Origin of the sequence: Pseudoalteromonas espejiana DSM 9414 (assembly GCF_002221525.1) — a bacterium.
In the GTDB taxonomy this organism is placed as follows: domain Bacteria; phylum Pseudomonadota; class Gammaproteobacteria; order Enterobacterales; family Alteromonadaceae; genus Pseudoalteromonas; species Pseudoalteromonas espejiana.
On sequence record NZ_CP011028.1, the window covers coordinates 1,204,406 to 1,229,485 of the forward strand.

The following is a 25,080-nucleotide window of genomic DNA, read 5'->3' on the forward strand; positions in this document are numbered from 1 at the left end:
GGGGGTTTATCGAGTATGGGTATACACTCATAACAATATTGGCTTAATTGCCTGTATGTGGTGCCTAAAAGGGTTATTTAATTTGTGCTAAATGCTTATTAGCGCTAATTAAGCTAGGGGCAGATTTACTTTGTTGCTGCTTTAAAAACGCGGTGAATTCGTCTTTAGAAAGCGGTTTTGAATAATAATAACCTTGCACTGTTTCACAATTAAGTTTTTTAAGTATCTCTATTTGATTAGCTTGTTCAACCCCTTCGGCAACCACATGTAAATCTAGGTTTTGTGCAATAGTAACAATTGAGTCGACCATATTGCGGCCACGTTCGGTTTTCATATCATCTATAAAGGCTTTATCAACTTTTAAAGTATTAAGCGGAAATTGCTTTAAATACGCCAATGACGAATAGCCGGTGCCAAAGTCATCCATTGCTAAATGGATACCACGGGCGCTTAAAGAGCGCATAATTGCAATAGCTTCTTGTGGGTCGTCCATTACGGTGCCTTCGGTTATTTCAAGCTCTAAAAAGTAAGAAGGTAACTCGTTTTTTTGCAATATTACATCAATGCGCGTTGTTAAATCTGGCAAGCTAAACTGCTTGGCCGATAAGTTAACGGCTACGCGGCCGCTAAATAATCCATCGTCTAGCCATTGTTTTACATCTCTACAGGCTTTATTTAAAACCACTTCACCTATTTCAATTATTTGCCCAGTTTCTTCGGCTATAGGAATAAATACACCAGGGCTTATAATGCCTTTTTTGGGCGTTATAAAACGTACCAAGGCTTCCATACCTGTTAGTTTACCGGTACGGATATTCATTTTAGGTTGGTAATACACTTCAAAATGGTTTTCTTTCAAGCCAAAGCGCATTAAATTTTCTATTTGCAGGCGTTTAACCGCTTGGCGGTTCATGGTGTCGTTAAAAAATAGGTAGCTGTTACCTTTCTTTTTAGCATGATACATGGCTGTATCGGCATTTTTGAGTAATAGTTCTGGCGTATTGCCATCTTCAGGAAATAACACAATGCCTACGCTTGAGGTAATAGCGAGCTCATGGCCTGCCATTTTAAATGGGGTGGCAATAGCGGCTAAAAACTGTTTTGCCATGCGAGTTATCACATGTATGTCGTTTGTATCTGCCATAACTAGGGCAAATTCATCACCCCCTAAGCGATAAAAAACATCGTTTTCACGGGTTAATTTATTTAATCGCATAGCTAATTTAGCTAATAGGCTGTCGCCTAGCTGGTGGCCTAACGAGTCATTAATTTTTTTAAAGTTGTCTAAATCAAATACTAATAATGCATGATGCGCATTTTGTTTTACCAGCTTTTGTAAGTCAGTAAAAAATAAGTTTCTGTTAGGCAGGCTTGTGGTGCGATCTCGGTTAGATAAGTTATGAAGTTGCGATTGCGCATTTTTACGCTCGGTTAAATCTGAGTAAACAATGACATAGTTAGTTATTTGATTTTGATCGTTTTTTATTTCATCAATCGAAATTTCAATAGGAAGTAGCACCCGTTCGCTATTGCGCAATTTAACCTCTTGTTGAATGCGTTCACGTTCGCGCACGGTACTTTTTATATTATCTACATAGGCTTTATCGTAGCCTGGTAGGTTAAATTCTTTTTTAAGGTATTGCTCTCTTACACCGCCAAATAGGGTTAAAAAGCTTGGGTTTATTTCAACTAAATTAAAGTTTTTGTCATATATTGCAATTGCATCGGTGAGCGACTCTACACACTTAGCAAATAAGTTAAGGCGCTCTTCGGTTGATTTAAGCAAGGAAATATCGCGCACGGTGCCGGTCATTCTTAGTGGCGCTAAGTTAATGTCTTTTTCTATAATTTTTCCGCGGTCGAGCACCCAGTGCCAATGTCCAAAGGTGTCTTTAATTCGATATGTGGCTTCAAAAAAAGCAGACTGTTCAGCAAAGTGCCTTTTAAGTAGGTGCTCTACACTTGCAATATCATGGGGGTGGATCAGGCTTTTATTTGGCGGGAACCCCATTAACGTAGTTGAATCCATCATGTATTTATCATTAATGCGGATCACTTCGCCGGTTTTTATATTCCAATCCCAAAGTGTATCTCCGCTGCCTTCAACGGTGCTTTTTAAGCGCCTTTCAGACAAGCTGTGCTGTAAGCGTGAGCATTTTAATTTATAAATTACAAATAATAGGTATGGCAAAGCCAGCGCAAGCAAGGCACTGGCAATCATTAAAACAGTATTGGTATCAATATTAAAGGCATGTTCAAAGGCAAAAGCACTGGGTGCTAAGCTTAGTAACAACCAGTAAAAACCACATCTTATTGTTGTTATTTTTATCATTTGTTTTATTACTACTAATTAACAAATGATAATCTAAATCATGCCTCTTGTAGAGTCAAAGAGATTGCGAGCAAAGCGGCATTTTTTGCGATTTATTTACTTTAGCGCTACTTAATAACTCATACCTTGGTCTATCGTCTGCAAAAGTGGCAATTGCATAGGCCTTTATTTGCTCAAGGGTCAGCGCATGTAGGGCTTCTAACAGGCGTTTTTGCATATGAAATTCATGATCTTTATTACCTATAGCGAGCCAAAAACGCTGCGAACGTAAGCGCAAGTTTTTGTCTTTTTCGGCAATATGAGTGCCTAGCCCGTGTTTATGTTGTTGCCATGAGTCGTCATCTAAATCATCAATATTGGCAATAAACTGGTTAATAAAATGATTATGCCTGTGTAAAAGCGCATGAGCTTCAAATTTAGGTGACTGTATATAAAATGCAATCCCTGCTCGGGTGTTAAAGGGCGCGTAACCCGTGCCAACTAAGTACCCTAGCTGCTGAGTTGTTCGCAGTTCATTAAAGTAATCTTGGTTTATTAAATGGTTTAGAGCCATTAATTTTACTTTTTCATCTACATCAGAGGTTTGCGCCTGATAATAAATAACCATAGCGTGGTCGCTGCATGCAAGCTCAAGCTCACAGCGAGTTACTTCATTAATTTCATGCAAAGGGCGGGTTAAATCTTCGATTGCGGTGGCACTTTTTAAGTGTTCGCTTACTTTTTTATGAAAGTTTTCAGCATCACTTTGTTGCCAATTGCCATGTAAAAACGATTCAACATGCAAAGCTTTAAAAAAGTCTTGTCTAAATTCATTAAACTGCTGAAAACAGGTATTTTTAAGCGCAGTAGCTAGCTCATCGGGTTGAGGGTTCCAAGGCATTACTTTCGCGCCTAACACACTAAACAACTCGCTTACTGGCTTATTTTGGTTGCTGTTGCGCCAGTGCCTCACTAGTTGCTTTTTGTATTCAGCAAATCGACGAGCACATATATCTACATTAAATAGTGCATCAAGTAATTGTTCTACAAGCTCTAATTGGCTGGTAGAGAGGCCTGCGGTATGAAGCGTGAGTCCGCCTTGATGTGATGTTAAATGATAACTCAGCCCAGCAAGTTCTGCAGGGTAAAATTGCTCACCTACACTGTCCATAAATAAGTCGCTAAAAAGGCGGGTTAAGGCCATGTGTTTTACATCTTTTACAGCAAAGTGCGAGTCCATTGCTAAGTAAAAATGCCCTTTGGCGACTCTAAATGTGTTGTCTTGTTTAAACCAAAAGTCAAAACCGGGCTCTTTAACTAGCAGCTGAGGTTTAGTTTGTGGTTTTTCTACATCGTACAAAACAACCTCTTTGGTTAAGTACGGGTTTGCTGTAGGCAGCAACATGGTGCTTAATGGTTTATTTATATGAGCAAGGGACGCTAGCCAGTGCGGCGAAATGGCTTCAACTTTGTATGGGGTGTTATACCACGCTGTTTTGTGTTCTGGCTCTACATCAGGGTGAATAAGCACTAAGCGCATGTTATGCGGCGTAAGCCACTGCATGGCCATTTCATGGGTGGTTTTTTTAAAACCTTCCATTAGGTAGTCGCCTTGCACATAGTTGGCTTCGTCGTAGTGCTGCATGTTTATGCTTAAATTACTTACCCAATCAATTAAACGAGATTTCTCTTGGTTGTCAAAAGCAATTTGTAATAGGTTTTTTTTATCTTGGTATAAACGCGGTAACTTGTCGGTGTTATCGTTTATTAAGCAAATATACTCAAAGACTATTTCTATAATATCTTCAAAGTATTCAATACCTTCATCGGTAAGTGCCATACTAATGTTAAAGTCTTTAAAGTTACTGCCATTAATCCCGCCCCCAGCCGAAAGTGCATTAATCCAGCCTTGCTCCTTTAAAATAGAATATAAAGAGCCAGCACCTTCGTAGCCAAGCAGGTGGGCAATAAAACTCACGGTTTTATGGCGATAAAAGTCATCAATATTTGGCATAGCAAAACTAACAATAAGTTTTTGCATGTGCTTATGCGGCTCTATATGAAGCACTTTGCCTATATCTTCTGGGCGGTACAAAGGTTCATTAATAGCGGGCTTAGCTTGGCCTTTATTGCCTTTGATAGGGCTAAAATAATGTGATGCCCATTTTTCTAATATATCGAGCGGTTCGTTAGCGCATATAACCAAAGTCATCCACTGAGCTTGATAGTGATTATTAAAAAAATCTCTGAGTTCGTCGCTTATACAGCGCTCTCTATCAGCAAGCGTTTGTAAATTGCCAACAGAAAACTTGGCAAATGGATGTGCTGGATTGACGGTTTCTTTATGGGCTTGGTAAATGCGCCTGCCATCGTCTTTTATTTTTAATTTAAACTCCGCTTCTATAGCATTACGTTCTTTTTCGGTTTCAGCTGGGTTTAATAATGGGGCTATAAAAAATCGGCTAAATTGCGCAAGCGCGCCTTTAATTTCTTGATTATTAATATCAAAGTAATAACAAGTGTGTTCGGTTCCGGTCCAAGCGTTAGTGTTACCGCCGGCTTGCGAAACAAAATTATTAAAGCTACCAGAGTCTGGGTATTGGTCTGTGCCTAAAAAAAGCATGTGTTCTAAAAAGTGTGCGAGGCCTTGCCTATCAAGGGGGTCATCAAAATGGCCAGCATTAACCGCCATAGAAGCAGCAGCTTTTGTTGAATCTTTGTCTTGCACTAATAATACTTTTAGCCCATTGTCGAGTGTAATGGCGCGGTATGCTCTGTTATCATTGCGGCTGATATTCAAATGATGCTCCTGAAACTAAACGTTTACTTGTTAACAACAGATGATAGCTTCAGGACAGCGAAAAAATAGCGAAAAGATTTACCTGAATATCATGAGAGAATTATTCTTTGGAATAATGGTTAATATAGCGGACAATTGGGCAAACTGGCTACTGTTTTATATTCATTAATCGGTTGATTTTTTATGAAAACAATCTTAATTATGCGTCACGGCGAAGCGATACCGATGCAAGCTAACGACGCAGCAAGAAACCTGACTGAAAAAGGTCATGCAGAAGCAGAAAAAATGGGCTTATGGCTACAAAAACATTTTACTGTCGATGCGCTATTAGTAAGTCCTTACTCTCGTGCTCTGCAAACAGCTCAAGAGGTTGAAAAAAACAACGTATTTAAATTTAGTGAAACCTGTAGCGATATTATTCCTGAAGGTAAACCACAAATAGCAGCTGACTACCTTGAGACACTAATTGCCACGCATCCGCAGTGTAATACGTGGCTAGTTGTGGCCCATATGCCAATTGTTAGTTATATTGTTGACCAACTTAGCCCTGGTAATATGCCTATTTTTAATACCGCAGCTATTGCCGTTATTCAATACGACGAAACTTCCCAGCGCAGCGAATATGTGAACATTAACGCACCTGCCAATATATAATTTAAAGAGATAAAAATGACGATAGAACGCCTTCAAACGGGTGCGCGCATGAGCCGCATTGTAAAGCACAACGGCACCGTTTATTTATGTGGACAAGTTTGCGCAGATGCAGAAAAAGACATTAAAGAGCAAACGCAAACTATGCTCGACAAAGTAGAGCTGTTATTAAATGAAGCGGGTAGCTCTAAAAAGCATATGCTTAGTGCCACCATTTATGTAAAAAGCATGGAATATTTTGCCGATATGAACGCTGTTTGGGATGCGTGGGTACCAGAGGGGCATGCACCTGCACGAGCTTGTGTAGAGGCTAAAATGGCGCGCGACGCCTTACTTGTTGAAATTTCTGTTGTAGCGGCTGTTAAATAGTCGCTCACTTTTACAAAAGTACAGCAAGCCAAAACGTAAAGCTAAATACACTTAGCACGGTAGAAAGAACGACTGCTCCGGCTAGTGTTGCTTGATGTTGTTTTAACTGGCTTGCGATTAAATATGCGTTTACGCCAACGGGTGATGCACTTAATAAAACTAATACGTTACGAATTTGCGTCTCTAGTGCAAATACATAGGTTGCTACTACAAACACACCTGCAGGCAAAATAAGTATTTTTAGTAATGAAGAAACAAGTGCGGGCTGCCAGTTAGCAGCAATTTTGTAAAACACTAAATTAGCGCCTAGCACAAATAAAGCACATGCAATAGCGGGGCTTGCGAGTAGCTCTAACGAGTTTGCTAAGTTCGCAAATAGCGTAACCCCTGATACATTTAAAATAAGGCCGGTACCAATACTCAGTACAATTGGGTTTAGAGCCATATTTTTTGCAAACTTCCCCCATGAAAAGTCATCAGCATTTCCTTTTGCGCCAATTAAATACGTTAACGCAAACAATAACGTGCTGTGAAAAGTGATGATCATAAATGCAATCGCTATCATCTCTTTACCAAGCGATGCTATTACAATGGGAATGCCCACCAATACCATATTTGAATAACTACCCGCTAAGCCAAATACGCTATGCTGTTGATAGTTGGCCTGTTTAATATCCGCGGCTGGTTTAGATAAAAACACTCTATCGATTAAAATGCCTAAGGAAAATACACTTAACACAGGAATATAAAAACTTAAAAATGCTTCAAGGCTTATACTTTGATGTAAATCTATTTGTGACATATTAAGCATTAAAAAAGCAGGTAAACTCACATAAAAAGTAAATTTGCTTATCCCCGCAATGTGTTGTTGATTAAAAAACTTAAAAAAACAACATGTGTAACCTAGGGCTACTATAAAAATGAGCGGGAATATAATCGAAAAAATGTGCACGTAAGAGCCTTTTAGTTAGCGCCTAAATTCATCGCTTTGCGGTAAATTAATTAAAATAAGTACCGCGCCTTTACCGCCATACTCTAATGGGGCTTGGTGCATGGCAATTACGTCTGGGTGCTGCACTAAATATTGAGGGATTTTATGCTTTAGTATACCGCCTCCAATGCCGTGCACTACACAAGCGCAGTAATAATGGCGTTTTTTACATTCGTGTATTAACCCAGCCAATTCATCTTTGGCTATTTCTTTATTTAATCCGTGTAAATCAAGGGTTAAATCGGGGGCAAAATCGCCACGGCGTAACTGCTTAGGCAAAAAGGTGTCTTCACCTTCTTTTACGTAATTTACGGTGCCATGAGTATCAATATCGGGAATATACTCATCTGAAAAATAAAATTCAGATTGTGCCTGCTTTTTTTGCTGGGCAAATTGCTTTGCTTGTGACACCTTAGGCTTTGTATCAAACCTATGGGTATCTTGTTTAAATACTTTAGCGCCTGTAATCGTTTGGCGAAAAAGGTCTATGTCGTCGTTGCTTAGGGACGATTGTGATGAGATGTCTTTTTTCATAAATTTTACCTAAACAAAAAAACGTAAAAACGCAGCGCAAAAGGCGGTACAATACAAAACTGAGGGGCAATTGTAATTTGCTCAGCACTGTTAGGCAATGCAATCGTCATAAAGACTCAAACAGTCAGTAAGTTAAAACAGGTAAAAAATATGAGTGATTTACAAATAGAAGAAGCAACACTTGATGAAGCTGTTGCAGAACTGTCAACGTTACATGACTGGTTACGCTGGACTACAAGCCAATTTGCAAGTAGTGGCATATTTTTTGGGCATGGTACAGATAACGCATGGGATGAAGCGGTAAGCTTATTACTCCCAGCGCTTAGTTTACCGGTAGATGCACCTAAAGAATTAATGCATGCACGGTTAACAAGCACAGAGAAAAACCAACTTGCAGCGTTAATAGCAGAGCGTATAAACGACTGCACACCGGTCCCTTATTTAACAAATATTGCATGGTTTGCAGGCATGCCATTTTATGTTGATGAACGAGTGCTAATTCCTCGTTCTCCATTTGCTGAGCTAATTGCTAACAAATTTGCGCCATGGCTTGAACAGCCGCAAAGCGTAAACCGTATTTTAGATTTATGTACGGGCTCAGCGTGTATTGCTATTGCCTTGGCACAAGCATTTGAAGATGCACAAGTAGACGCGGTAGATATTTCGTATGAAGCACTTGAAGTTGCTGATATAAATATAAATGACTACTTGTTAGGTGAGCGTGTATTACCTATTCAGTCAGATGTATTTAGTGGTGTGCCAGGTCAAAAGTACGACCTAATAGTGGCAAACCCACCGTATGTTGATGCCGAAGATATGGCTGATCTACCGCGCGAATTTCATCACGAACCTGAACTTGGTTTAGCATCGGGGCACGATGGCTTAGACGTAACACGTACAATTTTAGATGAAGCAAGCGAGCATCTAACTGATAACGGTTTGTTATTTGTAGAAGTTGGCAACTCTATGGTACATATGGATGCATTGTATCCGGGCGCGCCGTTTGAATGGATTGAGTTTGAACAAGGCGGCTTAGGTGTATTTGTAATCAGCAAAGCGCAACTTGATGCGTATTTTGCAAAGTAAACTTTAAGGCCGAGCCAAGCGCTCGGCTACTTTGGTAGTCATTAGGAATGAGGAAAGTTAATGGCAGGTAATAGCATAGGGCAATTATTTAAAGTGTCCACCTTTGGTGAGAGCCACGGCGTTGCCCTAGGCGGCGTAGTAGATGGTACTCCCGCAGGCCTTGAGATCACAGAGGCCGACTTACAAATTGATTTAGATCGTAGAAAACCAGGGCAAAGCCGTTATACAACGCAGCGCCGTGAAGACGATCAAATAAAAATTCTTTCAGGTGTTTTTGAAGGTAAGACCACAGGCACTAGCATTGGTTTACTTATCGAAAATACCGATCAGCGCTCAAAAGATTACGGCAAAATTAAAGATGTATTTCGCCCAGGGCATGGCGATTATACCTATTGGCATAAATACGGCCTGCGCGATTATCGCGGTGGGGGGCGTTCTTCTGCTCGTGAAACGGCAATCCGTGTAGCGGCAGGCTCAATTGCTAAAAAATACTTAAAGCAGTTTCATGGTATAGAAGTAAAAGCATGCTTAAGCCAACTTGGGCCAATAAAAGCGGAAAGTTACGACTGGGATGAAGTTGAAAACAACTTATTCTTTTTCCCTGATGCAAGCAAATTAGAAGCGCTTGACGAGTACATGCGAGACCTAAAAAAACAAGGTGACTCAGTTGGCGCTAAAGTTAAAGTAGTGGCGAGCAATGTACCTGTAGGGTTAGGCGAACCTGTATTTGACCGATTAGACGCTGAAATTGCGCATTCATTAATGAGCATTAACGCTGTTAAAGGCGTTGAAATTGGCGATGGTTTTGATGTAGTAGAGCAAAAAGGCTCAGAGCATCGTGATGAGCTAACCCCAGAAGGGTTTACATCAAACCATGCTGGTGGTGTTTTAGCGGGTATATCTACAGGGCAAGATATTATCGCCTCTATTGCGCTTAAACCAACATCAAGTATTACTATTCCAGGTAAGAGCATTAATACCAGCAACGAAGCGGTTGAGATGATCACCAAAGGTCGTCATGACCCGTGCGTTGGTATTCGTGCAATTCCTATTGCTGAGGCAATGATGGCTATTACATTAATGGACCATTTACTGCGCCAACGCGGTCAAAACCCGCATGTAAACCACGAGCATGGCCCAATTAACGGCTCTGTTTAAGCGTTTATAACTATAAAAAAACGCGGACTACCGCGTTTTTTTGTGCCTGTAATTTGCTTAAAAGCCTTTCAGGAGTTGTTCAAGTAAGCCCTATATACTGTAAAAAGGAGGGGAGTAATCATGAACGATAATATTAATGAACATTCACAGCTAAAAACCCAAGCAGCAATAGCGCGATTAGAACGCTTTAGTAAATTAACTGATAGTAGCATTGGCATCCCTTTTACTAAATTTAATATAGGGCTAGAGGCTGTGATTGGCTTAATACCCGTAATAGGGGATGCAGCTGGACTTATTTTATCAAGCTATGTGCTAATAGAAGCGCAGCGCTTAGGTGTGAGCAAGCGTATAAAGAGTAAAATGATTATCAATATGCTTATTGATTTTATAGGTGGCTTAGTGCCATTTTTTGGCGATATATTTGATGCATTTTTTAAAGCGAATACCCGTAACACGCGGCTTTTAAAAAAACACTTAAATAGCCAGCTAGCTAACTGATACTAAAATCTATTTTTTAGTAATTTAAGTTTTAGTATCAAGAATGAAAAACAAAGTGTTGTTGGTTGTTTAATCACCTAGTAAAGTAGGAGCGTCTATTCACTTTGGTAGTTACAATATGCAATTATTTATCGGTAAAAAAAACTACTCTAGCTGGTCATTACGCGCATGGTATTTAATGAGTAAATTTGATGTTGAATTTAGTGAAACCCAACTCATACTCGACACACCTGATTTTTACAACGAACTAAAAAATATATTTGCTGTGCAAAAAGTGCCAGCGCTAATTGATGGCGATTTACAGGTATGGGATTCGCTAGCGATTTGTGAATATATTAATGATGCATACTTATCTGGTGCTGCCTGGCCAAAGTACATTACCCAAAGAGCTAAAGCACGCGCGTTAAGCGCTGAAATGCATTCAGGCTTTATGGCGCTTCGTAATGAAATGCCAATGAACATACGCGCAACCCGTAAAGTAGAACTATCAAGCGAAGCACTAAAAGACATCGCTCGCATAGACGAGATATTTGCACAGCAACAAGATGTGTTTCCCAATGAATGGTTTTTTGGCGACTTTAGCATTGCAGATGCTATGTATGCGCCTGTTGTACTGCGCTTAAAAACCTACCAAATTACGCTATCAGAGCAGGCGCAGCAATATTGTGATTTTGTAATGCGCTGCCCCGTATTGCAAACATGGATTACGCAGGCACTAACTGAAACCGATATAGTAGAGTGCGACGAAGCAGGAAAAGACGTTTAACACCCTCACCACTTTTACTTTAAAGGTAAAAGCCCGTACAATTCGTCTCGTTTTTAGTGCGCTAATGTGGCGCTGCAACCGAGACGAATTAATCAATTTTTATGCATCAAATAGCTGACCTCATTTCAATTTTTGATTCTGCTTTTTACCAAAGCCACAACACACGCTTAGTTAAAGGCGATGATGAGCCTATTTATTTACCTGCCAATAATACAATTGCATTTAACCAGGTGGTGTTTGCCCATGGCTTTTACGCCAGTGCTTTGCATGAAATAGCCCATTGGCTTATCGCCGGAGCCGAGCGAAGAAAGCGTGAAGATTATGGTTATTGGTACTGCCCAGATGGGCGAGATAAGCAAAAACAGGCTGAGTTTGAAAACGTAGAAGTAAAACCACAAGCCATTGAATGGTTACTCAGTAAAGCTGCAGGGTTTGAATTTAACGTATCGGTAGATAATTTAAATGGTGAGCAAACTTGCCGATTTGATTTTCAGGCTAGGGTTCACCAGCACGTATTAATATTAATAGAGCAGGGTGTTAACGCACGTACACATACACTATTAAAAGCGCTAAGTAATTTTTATAACACGCCGTGGCCATTAACTGCTCAGCAGTTTAATTGGCGTCATCCTCAGGAGTTACAAAATGCAGTTTAAGTTAGGCTTAATTATTAACCCTGTAGCAGGGCTTGGCGGCAGTGTTGCCTTAAAAGGCAGTGATGGTGAAAATACAGCCGCAAAGGCCATTGAGTTAGGTGCACAAGCTAAGGCCAACAGCCGCACTCAAGCTGCGCTTGAAGTGCTATTACCTTATAAAAGCCAACTAACTATTTACACTGTAAATGGCGATATGGGCGAACACGCTGCAAAAGCGCTGGGTTTTAATGTTGAGGTTGTTTATAGCGCAAATACGCTAACAACACCTAACGACACTGAAGCCGCTGCCAAAGTACTTAAAAACTTAGGTGTAGATTTAGTGCTTTTTGCAGGGGGTGACGGTACAGCACGTAATATTTGCCACGCCATAGAAGATACCACCCCAGTGCTTGGAATACCCGCAGGCTGTAAAATTCACTCTGGTGTGTACGCTATTACACCTAAAGCCGCCGGCCGCGTAGTAGAAATGCTAGTAAAAGGCGAGCTAGTTACACTTGCTGATGCCGATGTAATGGATATAGATGAAGACGCTTTCAGGCAAGGTACGGTAAAAGCTAAGCGCTACGGTGAAATGCAAATACCAAGCGAAGTACGTTATGTACAAGCCGTTAAAAATGGTGGAAAAGAAACCGACGAATTAGTGCTTGCCGATATAGCCGCCCATGTAGTGAGCGAAATGGACGATGACACTTTTTATATCATTGGAAGCGGCTCAACCGTTGAAGCCATAATGCAAGAAATGGGACTTGATAACACATTATTAGGTGTAGATTTAATTAAAGACCAAACCCTTATAGCGCAAGATTTAACGGCCAACCAACTACTTGATTACACTCGCAGTCACGCAACTCAACTCGTTATTACGCTTATTGGCGGGCAAGGCCATATATTTGGACGAGGTAATCAGCAATTAAGCCCTGAGCTTATCCGCGCTATTGGTAAAGACAATATTATCGTAGTGGCAACTAAAACCAAATTACAAGCGCTGAATGGCCGCCCACTTATTTGTGATACAGGCGACAGCACTTTAGACGACGAATTAACAGGTTACATTAAAGTAACCACCGGCTATAACGACCATATTATGTATGCTGTCGGTTATGATAACCAGGAGAAGTAACACAATGAGTTTAGTGAATTATATTGATGCAGCCCAGCAATACTTTGATGATTTAGTTGTAAAAGCAACCGACGACGAGCTGTTTGCTGGCGGTTATTTACGAGGTCATTTTGACCTTGCTGTTGGTTATGCAGAAGTAGAAGAGTTAACAATTTCTATTGATGAGCTAAACGAAACCGTAGAGCAAAGCTTAGTTAAAGCTTATCGCAATGGCGAACTAAACGAAGAAGATAAAACACTGGTTGTGCGCCTATGGGAAGAAGTTAAAGCACTTGCTTAACTAAACCTACCAAATACATAAAAAAGCGGCTTAATATATTAAGCCGCTTTTTTATGCCAACGCTGTGCCTAAAATAGATTTATTGGTTAATTTACTGTTGCATATTAATGGTATATTGTTACTAAAACCTAATTTGGGAGCTTTTAATGAATAACAATAATCAAGCCGCAGTACCCTCGGGGCCCATTGCTCGCTTTTTAAATTTTGTGGAGCGTATTGGTAATAAGCTCCCCGATCCCGCCATTATCTTTTTATTTGCGATGCTACTTATTTGGGTGTGTTCGTGGTGGTTATCGGGCGTTAGTTTTGATGCCATTGATCCACGTACAGGCCAAGCCATTGTTGTAAATAACTTATTAGAGGGCGATTCACTCGCTTCGTTTTTATCCTCTATGGTAAAAACGTTTACAGGCTTTGCCCCATTAGGCGTGGTACTGGTTGCTATGTTAGGTGTTGGTGTAGCTGAGCACTCGGGTTATATCAATACAGGCCTTAAGCTCATGCTAAAGGTAACGCCTAAACAGTTACTAACACCGTCAGTTATTTTAGTTGCTATTGTAAGCCATACAGCAACCGATGCAGGCTATGTTTTAGTGATCCCTTTAGCGGGAGTTATATTTTTTGCTGCGGGGCGACACCCATTAGCGGGTATTGCAGCGGCATTTGCCGGCGTAAGCGGCGGTTTTGGAGCTAACTTTATTCCATCTGGAATAGACCCTTTACTGCAAAGCTTTACGCAAAGTGCGGCGCAAATTATTAACCCCGATATGTCAATAAATCCCCTTAATAACTGGGCGTTCACTTCGGCTTCGAGCTTATTTATTGTGTTACTAGGCTGGTATATCACTGACAAAATAATTGAGCCACGTTTGAAAAACACGCCGCTTAATGAAGATACCCAAAACTTACCTGCGTTTGATGAAGCAAAAAGTGATGAAAAGCGCGCCTTTTTTATAGCCAGTAGCGTAATGATTGCAGGGCTTGTTTTATTAGCTTTTGTATCTGCTCCTGCCGATTCAGCAATGCGCAGTGCCGATGGCTCACTGACCAATTTTAGATCGCCCCTTATGCAATCTATTGTGCCGCTAATATTTTTATTATTTTGGATACCTGGTGCCGTGTATGGTTTTACTGTCGGTACCTTTAAAACGTCTAAAGATATGATAGACGCCATGAGCACCGCGATGAGTGGTATGGCTTATTACATTGTTATGGCGTTCTTTTGTGCGTTGTTTATTGCTGCATTTTCTAAGTCTAACTTAGGGGCGTTAATGGCCATTGAAGGGGCACAGCTTTTAAAAGCAATGGAGCTGCCTAGCGCCGTAACTGTTGTGGGTATTATATTTTTAACCGGCTTTGTAAATTTATTTGTTGGCTCAAGCTCAGCAAAGTGGGCGTTACTCGGGCCTATTTTTGTACCTATGCTTATGCAATTGGGTATATCGCCAGATTTAACACAAGCGGCGTACAGAATAGGGGATTCTAGCTCAAACATAATTACACCACTCATGCCGTACTTCCCACTGGTTGTGGTGTATTGCCAAAAGTATGTAAAAGACACCGGTATAGGCACGCTTATCGCACTTATGATCCCCTACTCAATCGCGTTTATGATTGGCTGGAGTATTTTCTTGCTAGGGTATTGGGCACTTGGTATTCCGTTAGGGTTAGATGCGAGTTACGTTTATCCGGCGTTACCTTAACTTAAACCTTAATTTATGAACCTCACTCAATTGAGTGAGGTTTTATAGAAAAATACTGCAATGCAAAAAGAAGTTTTAATTACCTTTCTAAATTTCTCACTATATAGCCAAACAAACTGGCCTCACCAACAATATACACATAATCGTTTTTGTTATTCATTATTGTAGATTTATCGTCGTACCATCTAAAATCGTGTGTTTCGTTTGTTTTAGGATCTTTAAAGTATAAGCGAGTACAACTATTTTCATAATCCGTTCCACACTCTTGTACATCCGTGAGGATATACTCCTTATACCAATAGTCGCCTTGCGTGTAGTAAGCCCATAACTCAATGGGGGCAGAGAGTAAAAAATAGAGAGTCGCATAGATTAACAAAGGGAGTAATGGGTAGGTGAATATTAATGATAATTTAGTTTTTACACCTGACAAGCTATCTTTAAGGTGCTCTCTATAGTCACTGCAACGTCTATATTTTTTGATAACAAGTACATGGAGATAGATAAATGATGCCCCGCAAAAAATAGGAAGCGCTATATAAAAAATAGCCTCATAAATTTTATTTTCGATAAATGGCGGATCGGTAAAATCCATTAACATAAGCATGGCAATGCTCAGTATTGGAAAGCTTATTATTGCTGCAAAGAGCAAGTTGTCATAATATTTTTTCAATTTTGAATTCATCCGTGAATCATAGTCGTGGTTTAGTTTACTGAATTTTTGTTTTTTACTGTAGCTTCAAAACAAAAAAACCTTGTCACTTTCGTGGCAAGGTTTTTTACAACATAAGCTATAAAGCTTAGTTAGATGTGAAGCTCACAGGGCGACGTTCTTTACGAGGACCGCCACGCTTATCACCGCGTTGGTTGTCTTTGTTAAAGCTACGCTTTTTATCACCACTAGGGCGTTCAGAACGCTCACCACGTGGCTCAGCTGGGCCTTGATCTTGTGTAAGTGTCATACCCATTGGGCGTTTACAAATAAACACTTTTTGGAAGTGATCAAGTACATCTTTAGGCATGTTTTGCGGTAATTGTACCGTACTGTGACTGTCGTGAAGACGAATGTCACCAATAAACTTGCTTGAGATATCAGCTTCGTTAGCAATAGCGCCAACAATATTTTTAACCTGTACGCCATGTTCACGACCTACTTCGATACGGTATGTATCCATAGGGCCTGCATCGCGGCTGTTACGCTCGCGAGGTTTACGCTCAGGGCGGTCACCACGTTCGTTACGACGACGGTCATTACGATCGCCACGCTCGTTACGTGTATTACGCTCGTTACGAGGCTGAATCTTAACTTCTTCAACTTTAATAGGTGATTGTTGCTGTGCTAAACACAGTAATGCACCCGCTAAGTCTTCAAAAGAAAGATCTAATTTTTGTGCCATGTTAGCAGCAACTTCATTGAAGAACGTAATGTCTTTGTTTTCAAGCGCAAGCGTAAGCTTTTCTTGAAGTGCATTGATACGTTTTTCTTCAACTACTTTAGCTGTAGGTAGCTCAACTTGTGCAATTTCAGATTTAGTATGACGAATGATATTTTTAAGTAAATAACGTTCGTTATGCTTAACGAATAAAATTGCTTTACCAGTACGACCAGCACGACCTGTACGGCCGATACGGTGAACGTAGGCTTCAGAGTCTTGTGGAATATCGTAGTTTATAACTAAGCTTAAACGGTCTACATCAAGACCACGTGCTGCTACGTCTGTTGCAATAACAACGTTTAGCATACCGCTTTTTAAACGGTCTACAGTGCGCTCACGCGCTTGCTGGTTCATGTCACCGTTAAGTGGAGCAGCAGAGAAACCTTCGCGCTCTAATAATTCAGCAAGCTGCACTGTATCGTTACGTGTACGTACGAAAACAATAGCACCTTCATATTGCTCTGCTTCTAAGAAACGAACAATCGCTTTGTTTTTGTGTACGTGAGCATTCCAAAACACTTGCTCAACAGACGATACTGTAGAGTTACGCGCAGAAATATGAACCTGTTCAGGGTTATTCATATATTTGCTGCTGATGTTTTGAATTTGCTTAGGCATGGTCGCAGAGAAAAGACATGTTTGCTTTTCGCGCGGTGTTTTTTCCATGATGTTTTCTACATCATCGATAAAGCCCATACGTAACATTTCATCGGCTTCATCAAGTACAAGTGCTTGTAAAGCATCAAACTTGATAGTGCCACGGTTTATGTGATCGATTAATCGACCCGGAGTAGCAACAATAATTTGTGCGCCACGACGAAGTGCGCTTAATTGAATGCTGTAGCTTTGGCCACCGTATAGTGCTAATACTTCAACACCACGAGTACCTTTTGCATATTGTTCAAATGCCTCAGCAACTTGGATCGCAAGCTCACGTGTAGGTGTGAGTACAAGGATCTGTGGCTGTTTCACAGACGGGTCAATATTGTTTAATAACGGCAGTGCAAATGCTGCAGTTTTACCTGTACCCGTTTGTGCTAGTCCCAGTACGTCCTTTCTTTCTAGCAATAACGGTATACATTGAGCTTGGATTTCAGATGGTGTCTTGTAACCCAACTCTTCAACTGCCTTTAAAATTGCAGGAGAAAGATTTAGAGATTCAAACGTGACTGGTTCTGACATTAATACGCCTCAACGAATTTAAAGAGGCGCGCATTGTATAGGAAATACGAGGCAATTGCTTGTATAAATTACAACTAATTTGTATGTGATTGATGTTGGTCGAAATTTAACCAGTTTAATAATTTGATTTTTTAAACTGGTTAACAAGCTATATACAAAGCGTTATTTGTAAAGGCCTAGATTTTCTTTTGCGTAGGCTTCAAATTCAGTGAACCCACCAATATGAGTTTGATCTACAAAAATTTGTGGCACAGTTGGGCAAGGTTTGCCTGCTGATTTTTCAAGGTCAGCTTTGCTAATGCCTTCTTTGATAATATCGATGTAACGAAATTTAAAATCGTCACGTTCATTTGATAGTTGCTCGGCAACGTCTTTAGCTCGTACACAAAATGGGCAGCCTTCACGGCCAAAAATTACTGTTAGCATAGTACTCTCCTCAATTTAGTTACTATCATTTTAAATGATTAATCAATAATTTAAAGCGCAAAAAATCGATTGGTTAATTCTATTTTAACGCAAACCTCTAAAGTTATTCATTTGCTATGCATTTTGAATTGCAAATTGCAAAAGTTTTCCCGACTAAACCCCCGATATATTTTTATATAAAGAAATTCATAGCCTTAATTGGACTTATTTTAGTGGCATATAAATTGATTATTAAAGCCATAAGCTAGATTAACTAGGATTTTGTGATGAGTGATAACAGTCATGTTTTAGAAGTAATACAAGGGGTGATTGCACGTCATTGCCTAACAACAGATAGTGATGTAGCTATTACACTTATAAATAAATTGCAGTGTAATTATATATGTTTGCAGGTATCACCAGAGCAAATGATCACACAATGCGAAGCGTTTATTCTGCCTTCACTCTCCCAAGCCAAAAGTAGTTTTGTTTTAACAGTAGAAGCAAATTTACAAGGCATCAATATTAACTATTGGGTAGATGCCAACCCAAATATGCACACCATTGATATCCATGGCTTATTGGCAACCAGAGAGCCAGTTTCATACGACGATATAAAAAAACAACACCTTACAGTACAAAGCCACAAATCCGACATAATTGAAAATCTTAACTTTTTATCAGAGGTAACAGAGCAAAATTATGGTTTTAATTTCTTATCATCAGGTGAGCAAAATCACGAACAACTTACCATTAGTGATATGCGTCAACTTAGCGGGCAAGTGCTGTTAAACAGCTTATCGACTGCTAGCGCAACAGATAACACAATAAAACTCTGTAGTTTTGATGCTTTGAGCGATTTACAGGAGCACCAATTATCAACTCAAGCAATTTTAGCATGGCCATTCTTTGATACCGATTTAATCGCTGTTATGAGCACCTTGCAGGCTCAAAGTCGATTATCTGTGTTAGTTGCAGATGACAGTTTACCAAGCCAAGTGGCAACAAAGGTGATGCTGGAAATGCTGGGTTGCTCTGTGACATGTGCGGAAAATGGTTCAAGCGCCTTGTTAATTGCGCAACAAGAGTCGTTTGACTTGTTACTTTTAGATGAACGTATGCCAGGCATGTTTGGCAGTGACGTGGCGCAGCAGTTAAACAAACAAAATACGCCTAATAATGAAACACCAAAAGTGATTTTAACGGGTATTACAGAGGAGCAAGAAATTGCCCAGCTGTTTGATAAGGGAGTGACCCACTACCTTCAAAAGCCCGTTACAAAGGCAGTGCTAGAAGAGTTCATTAAGCCTTGGCAGGCTGCTTAAAAGCAAATTAAGGAAAGCATTATGAGTGATTTATCTAAAACAGCATTGTTACTTATCGGTTTTCAAAACGATTATTTTTCATCTGATGGAATCTTATATGAAGTTATTGAGGAGTCTTCAAGGGTGACGGGAGTGGTAAACAATACATTGTCTTTGCTTGAGAGGCATATTGAAGATTTTGCACTGGTTCTCAGTACACCTATCCACTTTACACAAGATTACAGTGAACTTAAAAACCCAATAGGTATTTTAAAAGTAATAGCCGAGGTTGGGGCATTTAAAGCCGGTTCTTATGGCGCGCAAGGCATTAAAGAGCTTGAAAAATACGCTCAGCGTATTAAACAAATACCAGGCAAACGCGGGCTAAACGCTTTTACACATACAGAGCTTGGTGCTGCGCTAACTAAAAACAACATCACTGATATTGTTTTAGCGGGCACTGTTACCTCAATTTGCATAGATTCAACGGCGCGTTCAGCAGTTGAGCTTGGCTTTAATGTAACGGTTTTAAGTGACTGTACCTCGAGTAGAACACCATTTGAGCAATCATTTTATTGCGAAGAAGTTTTTCCTCTATACGCCACAGTGTGTAGCCATCAAGAACTAATTGACTAATGAGGCGTATATGGAAGAGAAAGATGAGCTACAAGTTCAAGTACATTACGCGTTAATAGAGCAGCTTTCTGCTAATACGCGCAGGCAATCTAAGTTATTAGCATTACTAGATGAGTGCGTGTTTGAATGCGATAAAAACTTAGCATTTAGTTACGTAAATGAAGCTTGGCAAAGTAAGCTCGGTTTTACATCCCCAATGCTAATAGGTAAAAAAATAACATCGCTGCTAACTAAGCAAGATGCTTTAAAACTTAGTGCGTATACATGCTCTGTACTTGATGGTGAATCAAATACCAGTTTAGAACTTAAAATAAATAATAGTGATGGTTTAGCTAATTGGTTTGAGCTTCGTCTAGCGTGTGATGACAATGGTGGCTTTATAGGGTCGTTACACGACATCCAAAGACATAAAGATTTTCAGTATCTTCTCACCCAGCAGCAAGAGTACGCAAAGCGTTTATCTTTAGTCGCCAGCCACACAAATAATTTAGTTATTATTACCGACCAATTTGGCAAAATTGAGTGGGTAAATAAAAGCTTTGAAACATTAACCAGTTATAGGTGCGAGGAAGTTATAGGGCTGAGTCCTGGGAAATTACTACAAGGACCGAAAACTAATTTAGCATCTCGTCAGTTAATGTCTAAAGCGGTTAAAAATGGTCAGCCTTTTCAAATAGAAACAGTTAATTACGATAAATATAACAATGAATACTGGGTTGCAATAGATGCCACGCCAGTAAAAGATGAAAACGATAAAGTTAGGCATTTTATAGCAATTGAAACAAACATTACGCAGCGAGTTAAAGCCGAACAAGCAATGGCAGAGATAGAATACAACTATCATTCAGTGGTCGATAATATCCCTGAGATTGTTTTAAGGTTAGATGAGCAGGGTAAACTTTTGTTTATGAATAAAGCGTGGCAAGACTTTTTTCAGATAGATATAGCCAAAAATATAGGCCTGCCAATTGATGATTTTATAGTTACTGAAGATGCGCAGCAGGTTAGGGATGTTTTAAACCGGTATCAAAATGGACACCGCGGTATAGAGCGATTTGATGTACGTTTTACTAAGACTACAGGTGAAGAGAACTGGGTTGAAATGACCCTTACGCCAATAAAGTCTTATAACGACGACAGCTTAACATCAATAGCAGCAACCGTTGTTGATATTCAAGAGCGTGTAGTGGCAGAGCAAATATTACTTGATGCTAAGCACCAAGCAGAAACCTTAGCCGAATCAAAAAGTCGTTTTATGGCCAATATTAGCCATGAAATACGTACGCCGCTTAATGCGGTAATAGGGTGTGCCGACATTCTGCACGACACTGGGCTAACTACTGAGCAAAAACGTTATACACAAATGATAAAAACAAGCTCAGATGCGTTGCTTAGTATTTTAGACGATGTTTTAACTTACTCGCGTTTTGAAGCGCAAGCTATCTCTATAGATAACCAACCCTTTAGCCTCGACACCTGCCTAGAAGAAGCAATCGATATTGTTAGCGAAAGCGCCGTACAAAAAGGCCTAGAATTAATATTCGATTTTTACCCCGATGTGCCTGCACAAGTAGTGGGGGATCATGTGCGGATTAGGCAAATTGCTATAAACCTGCTTTCTAATGCAATTAAATTTACGCAAACCGGCTCGCTTATTATAAAAGCAAAATGTATAGAATTTGATAATAATAATTTTACCCTGCAACTTAGCATTAAAGATACTGGGATAGGCATAGCTAAAAATAAACTTGATAGCATGTTTAAGCCATTTATTCAGTCAGACAACTCAATTACCAGAGAGCACGGTGGTAGTGGTTTAGGGTTAGCTATTTGCAAGCAAATATGTGATGCAGCTGGTGGGAGTATTTCGGTAAGTTCTGAGCTCAACAAAGGCAGTGAGTTTATTGTAAATTACCCACTTTCAATTGATACAACCGACAGTGTGCAAAGGGAAGGGTTTTCGGCTAGAAGCAAAAAGCCGCAAGTATGGATATTTAGTGGCTACTCTATTTTAAATCAAGCGATAGAGCATATGCTAACGCGTCACTCGATTGGTTTTACCGGGTTTAGCGATATTAATGCGTTACCCAAAAATATTATCACACCGGACGCTATTGTTGTTACTAATAAAGATGATTTACTGACAGCCGAACATTTTTTAAAAAGTTATGACTGCCTAAATAAGCCCTGTCTTTTGTTTATAGATTTGCTTGGTAAAACTCAAAAAGCAGCTGTCCCTAGCGATGGAATGTTAAGAGTTAATGGCCCTTTTAAACCTTCACATTTACCTCGTGCTATTTCTATATTAGACGAACAGTTGTTTCATTTAGATATAATTTTTACGAATAAAAAAGATACAGCTATCAACGGGCAAAAAAAGGTTAATCAGCCATTTAAAGGTACGTATGTTCTTGTAGTTGAAGATAATAAAAACAATCAAATTGTCGTTAAACAACTCTTAGAGCAACAAGGCTGCTCTGTAGAAATAGCAAATAACGGACAAGAAGCACTCGAAAAAGTGCAATATCAAACAGTTGACCTAATTTTTATGGATATACAAATGCCAATTTTAGATGGTATTTCTGCAACAAAAAAAATAAGGGAGTTATCTATAGTTACGCCAATTATTGCTTTAACGGCAAATGCAATTCATGGCGATAAAGAGCGTTTTATTGAAGCAGGTATGAATGACTATTTAGCAAAACCTATTATTGGTAATAAGCTTAACGCGTTATTAGATAAGCACCTGCCTAAATTAAGTAACTTAAAACATACAAAACTTGAGCGTATGAGCGAAATATGGACGCTTTTAAAATAAAGCTGCTATCACCCATTTTTAGTGCTTAGTCTTGGTTTTAGGCTCTTTAGCTATAAATTAGGTAAAGGCTTTAAAAATGACGCTTTTATCAAAATGCTAGAGAGGGCTTATTTATTATTCTTAAAATTGTATTTCTTCTATTTAAAGGCATGTAAACGGTAAAATAATTAAAAAACGGCACAAAAACTAATTACTTTTAACTAACAACTAAAACTCACTTAGTTGTTAGGTATGTTTTTTAAATTGATTTGCATTTTGCAAACCATAATGACACTTCACATTAACTACTCTAATAAAGTTTAAATAAAATTTTCGTTAATCATTTTAATTTAAACTTAAACCTCTGAATTTTATGCTATTAAATTTTTTAATTAAAAACTTCGTCGTTTTGGCACAGCCTTCGCAATAGTACAGGTAAGTAAAGCGTTTTCATCGCTGATATGTAATCAAATTTAGTCGCTATTAATTTTAAAGGTACTCATTATGCAAACAAACACTAAAGTAAAACAGCAACCAAAAAAGATGTCTTTTGTATTAACACCTGAATTAATGGTTCTGTCTATTATTATCGTTGCTGCAGTAATAGTAGGTACAACAGCGTTAAGAGGCACAGTGACAATTGAGCCCGTTAATAAAGCGAATACTGAAATTTTTGCTACTAAGTACAATTCATCTACCCCAAATACCAATGACCTTGAAAGTGAATCGTTAAATTTCGCGCAAAATATCGAACAGCAAAACGCAAATCAAAACACGCAAGGTTTGAATAACTAATTAATACTTCTCCTTTAGTATTTACTTTTCAGCTGGCTCTAAGCAATTAGGCCAGCTTTTTTATGCTCTCTCAAAAATAGGCTTTTGTAATTAATTCACTCTCACCTAAAAATTAGCTTTAAGCCATCAACTTGCAATTCAGTGTGATTTGCAAAATGCAAAAAAGTGTAACTAATTGAGGTTAGGTTTTTTTGTTTATGTAGCCGGTTGTTTTTAAAGACTTTATTTTTATTTGTTAGGGGGCGAATATGGTCTGCAATTTGCTATTTACAAGTAGTTCTCGTGAGTCATTAATTTTGGAGTAAATTATGAATGCTTTTAATACCTTAGAGTCTATAAATACGGTCAATATGGCTCGGTGGCATGAACTTGAGCAAATAATGGCTCACTCTATGAAAAACCATTACTTTAAAATGGTATATCAACCACTTGTGTCGTTAACCTCGGGTCAACTTATGGGCTTTGAGTCTTTAGTTCGATGTGAGTCTCCTCGCTACGGTATTGTTGGACCTGATGAATTTATTCCGCATGTAGAACAGTCAGGAATGATACTCGATTTAGGTGATTGGATATTAGAGCAAACCCTGCACGACTTTAGCAAAATGAAAAAAATAGGGATGGAGGGCATCACTATTTCTTTAAATATTTCACCGGTACAAATTATTGAAGGTGATGTGTTTTCTAAGGTAATGAAGCTGCTAAGAAAACACAATGTTGATCCGGCTTCAATAAAAGTAGAATTAACTGAAACGGCTTTGATCCATAGCCCTCATAAAATTGCTAAAACCTTCGAGCAATTTAATAAAGAAGGTGTAAAGGTTTGGCTGGATGATTTTGGGACTGGCTACGCCTCGCTTGGCTTATTGAGGCAGTTTAATATTGATGGATTGAAAATTGACCGCAGCTTTATTAATGGAATTGCAACTAATAATGAAGACTTTACTTTATGCAGTGCGATTATAGCTATGGCCCAGCGATTAGGCTTAGAAACGATAGCAGAGGGGATTGAACAGCGAGAGCAATTACAAATCCTTGAACAGTTAGGCTGCGATGTAGCGCAAGGTTATTTATTAGGTAGACCAAGTAGTTTGGAAAATAGCACAGCAACGTGGGTTAAATGATCTATAAAGTGGTATGTCTTGATTTGCAAAATGCGAAAAACAACTTATTCTAAAAGTATAAAACATAAAATACAGCTGTTTAGCACAATAATAAATAAAGGCCTTTTATGCCAATACCAGAAGAATACATCGATAATAGTATTACCCAGTCACATGTTTTGGCTCAGCTTGAGCAAGACGTTGGCTCACTTACGCTTGTTAGGTTGGTAAACTTATTTATTAATGAACTTGAAGAAATGCTTACACGCTTAGACGCTGCTATTGAAGAGCAAAATGTAGATAAAATTAAAGAGATAATGCATGTCCTTAAAAATTCTGCAGCGCTTTATGGAGCTATGACGCTCGCGGCCCTTGCAAGTCAGCTACATGATTCACCTCCTGTAAATATCAAAGAGAATATTAGCGCTGCACAAATAGTTCAGCATAACTTAGAAAAAACCCATGATGCGTATCAGCTTATGGCAAAAAATATTACCTAAGAGGC

23 protein-coding genes are annotated in these 25,080 nt (G+C 39.2%); 16 read left to right on the forward strand and 7 right to left on the reverse strand.

The window, feature by feature from the left end:
- Positions 1 to 73: 73 nt before the first annotated feature.
- Positions 74 to 2,332 carry a putative bifunctional diguanylate cyclase/phosphodiesterase gene (locus PESP_RS05540; RefSeq protein ID WP_089347142.1) on the reverse strand — a complete coding sequence of 753 codons (2,259 nt, stop codon included), beginning with the start codon at positions 2,330 to 2,332 and terminating at the stop codon, positions 74 to 76.
- 55 nt (positions 2,333 to 2,387) lie between these two features.
- A complete protein-coding gene (locus tag PESP_RS05545; protein ID WP_089347143.1) occupies positions 2,388 to 5,111 on the reverse strand; it encodes an insulinase family protein in 2,724 nt (907 codons plus the stop codon).
- A 183-nt stretch (positions 5,112 to 5,294) separates the two neighbouring features.
- Between PESP_RS05545 and sixA the strand changes: the two genes are divergently transcribed.
- Positions 5,295 to 5,765 (forward strand): phosphohistidine phosphatase SixA, encoded by a 471-nt coding sequence (gene sixA, locus PESP_RS05550; protein WP_089347144.1) that lies wholly within the window; start codon positions 5,295 to 5,297, stop codon positions 5,763 to 5,765.
- A gap of 15 nt (positions 5,766 to 5,780) precedes the next feature.
- Positions 5,781 to 6,131 (forward strand): RidA family protein, encoded by a 351-nt coding sequence (locus PESP_RS05555; RefSeq protein ID WP_089347145.1) that lies wholly within the window; start codon positions 5,781 to 5,783, stop codon positions 6,129 to 6,131.
- Between the two features lie 10 nt (positions 6,132 to 6,141).
- Here the strand turns inward: PESP_RS05555 and PESP_RS05560 are convergent, their stop codons facing one another.
- Both PESP_RS05560 and smrB read right to left on the reverse strand, forming a co-directional pair.
- On the reverse strand, positions 6,142 to 7,083 hold the full coding sequence (locus tag PESP_RS05560; protein WP_089347146.1) for an AEC family transporter: 942 nt from the start codon (positions 7,081 to 7,083) through the stop codon (positions 6,142 to 6,144).
- 15 nt (positions 7,084 to 7,098) lie between these two features.
- On the reverse strand, positions 7,099 to 7,656 hold the full coding sequence (smrB, locus tag PESP_RS05565) for an endonuclease SmrB (RefSeq protein WP_089347147.1): 558 nt from the start codon (positions 7,654 to 7,656) through the stop codon (positions 7,099 to 7,101).
- 150 nt (positions 7,657 to 7,806) lie between these two features.
- Between smrB and prmB the strand changes: the two genes are divergently transcribed.
- The 8 genes from prmB to PESP_RS05605 all read left to right on the forward strand — a co-directional run bounded on the left by prmB (position 7,807) and on the right by PESP_RS05605 (position 14,923).
- Positions 7,807 to 8,742: a 50S ribosomal protein L3 N(5)-glutamine methyltransferase gene (gene prmB, locus PESP_RS05570; protein WP_089347148.1), complete on the forward strand. Its 936-nt coding sequence runs from the start codon at positions 7,807 to 7,809 to the stop codon at positions 8,740 to 8,742.
- 60 nt (positions 8,743 to 8,802) lie between these two features.
- Positions 8,803 to 9,900: a chorismate synthase gene (gene aroC / locus PESP_RS05575; protein ID WP_089347149.1), complete on the forward strand. Its 1,098-nt coding sequence runs from the start codon at positions 8,803 to 8,805 to the stop codon at positions 9,898 to 9,900.
- Positions 9,901 to 10,020: 120 nt separating this feature from the next.
- A complete protein-coding gene (locus tag PESP_RS05580) occupies positions 10,021 to 10,398 on the forward strand; it encodes a DUF4112 domain-containing protein (RefSeq protein WP_089347150.1) in 378 nt (125 codons plus the stop codon).
- Positions 10,399 to 10,516: 118 nt separating this feature from the next.
- Positions 10,517 to 11,164, forward strand: a complete 648-nt coding sequence (locus tag PESP_RS05585) for a glutathione S-transferase family protein (RefSeq protein ID WP_089347151.1) — start codon at positions 10,517 to 10,519, stop codon at positions 11,162 to 11,164.
- A 101-nt stretch (positions 11,165 to 11,265) separates the two neighbouring features.
- Positions 11,266 to 11,820 carry an elongation factor P hydroxylase gene (locus PESP_RS05590; protein ID WP_089347152.1) on the forward strand — a complete coding sequence of 185 codons (555 nt, stop codon included), beginning with the start codon at positions 11,266 to 11,268 and terminating at the stop codon, positions 11,818 to 11,820.
- Complete coding sequence (locus PESP_RS05595) at positions 11,810 to 12,940, forward strand: ATP-NAD kinase family protein (RefSeq protein WP_089347153.1); 1,131 nt, start codon at positions 11,810 to 11,812, stop codon at positions 12,938 to 12,940. Before PESP_RS05590 ends, PESP_RS05595 begins: the two co-directional genes overlap by 11 nt.
- Before the next feature lie 4 nt (positions 12,941 to 12,944).
- The gene (locus tag PESP_RS05600) at positions 12,945 to 13,220 is read left to right on the forward strand and encodes a YfcL family protein (protein ID WP_058547390.1); all 276 of its coding nucleotides are present in this window, start codon (positions 12,945 to 12,947) and stop codon (positions 13,218 to 13,220) included.
- A 146-nt stretch (positions 13,221 to 13,366) separates the two neighbouring features.
- The gene (locus PESP_RS05605; RefSeq protein WP_089347154.1) at positions 13,367 to 14,923 is read left to right on the forward strand and encodes an AbgT family transporter; all 1,557 of its coding nucleotides are present in this window, start codon (positions 13,367 to 13,369) and stop codon (positions 14,921 to 14,923) included.
- A 79-nt stretch (positions 14,924 to 15,002) separates the two neighbouring features.
- On the opposite strand, the gene PESP_RS05610 is transcribed toward PESP_RS05605, so the two are convergent.
- From PESP_RS05610 to PESP_RS05620, 3 genes are all read right to left on the reverse strand, one after another.
- The gene (locus tag PESP_RS05610) at positions 15,003 to 15,605 is read right to left on the reverse strand and encodes a hypothetical protein (protein ID WP_245852144.1); all 603 of its coding nucleotides are present in this window, start codon (positions 15,603 to 15,605) and stop codon (positions 15,003 to 15,005) included.
- 115 nt (positions 15,606 to 15,720) lie between these two features.
- Complete coding sequence (locus PESP_RS05615; protein WP_089347155.1) at positions 15,721 to 17,538, reverse strand: DEAD/DEAH box helicase; 1,818 nt, start codon at positions 17,536 to 17,538, stop codon at positions 15,721 to 15,723.
- Between the two features lie 162 nt (positions 17,539 to 17,700).
- The gene (locus PESP_RS05620; protein WP_004587283.1) at positions 17,701 to 17,964 is read right to left on the reverse strand and encodes a GrxA family glutaredoxin; all 264 of its coding nucleotides are present in this window, start codon (positions 17,962 to 17,964) and stop codon (positions 17,701 to 17,703) included.
- A gap of 266 nt (positions 17,965 to 18,230) precedes the next feature.
- On the opposite strand from PESP_RS05620, the gene PESP_RS05625 reads away from it, so the two are divergent.
- The 6 genes from PESP_RS05625 to PESP_RS05650 all read left to right on the forward strand — a co-directional run bounded on the left by PESP_RS05625 (position 18,231) and on the right by PESP_RS05650 (position 25,075).
- Complete coding sequence (locus tag PESP_RS05625; RefSeq protein ID WP_089347156.1) at positions 18,231 to 19,268, forward strand: response regulator; 1,038 nt, start codon at positions 18,231 to 18,233, stop codon at positions 19,266 to 19,268.
- Positions 19,269 to 19,289: 21 nt separating this feature from the next.
- Positions 19,290 to 19,883 carry a cysteine hydrolase family protein gene (locus tag PESP_RS05630; protein ID WP_089347157.1) on the forward strand — a complete coding sequence of 198 codons (594 nt, stop codon included), beginning with the start codon at positions 19,290 to 19,292 and terminating at the stop codon, positions 19,881 to 19,883.
- Between the two features lie 10 nt (positions 19,884 to 19,893).
- Complete coding sequence (locus PESP_RS05635) at positions 19,894 to 22,701, forward strand: PAS domain-containing hybrid sensor histidine kinase/response regulator (RefSeq protein WP_089347158.1); 2,808 nt, start codon at positions 19,894 to 19,896, stop codon at positions 22,699 to 22,701.
- Positions 22,702 to 23,184: 483 nt separating this feature from the next.
- Positions 23,185 to 23,475: a hypothetical protein gene (locus PESP_RS05640; protein WP_089347159.1), complete on the forward strand. Its 291-nt coding sequence runs from the start codon at positions 23,185 to 23,187 to the stop codon at positions 23,473 to 23,475.
- 308 nt (positions 23,476 to 23,783) lie between these two features.
- Positions 23,784 to 24,596 (forward strand): putative bifunctional diguanylate cyclase/phosphodiesterase, encoded by an 813-nt coding sequence (locus PESP_RS05645; protein WP_245852146.1) that lies wholly within the window; start codon positions 23,784 to 23,786, stop codon positions 24,594 to 24,596.
- Positions 24,597 to 24,703: 107 nt separating this feature from the next.
- The gene (locus PESP_RS05650; RefSeq protein WP_089347160.1) at positions 24,704 to 25,075 is read left to right on the forward strand and encodes an Hpt domain-containing protein; all 372 of its coding nucleotides are present in this window, start codon (positions 24,704 to 24,706) and stop codon (positions 25,073 to 25,075) included.
- Positions 25,076 to 25,080: the final 5 nt, after the last annotated feature.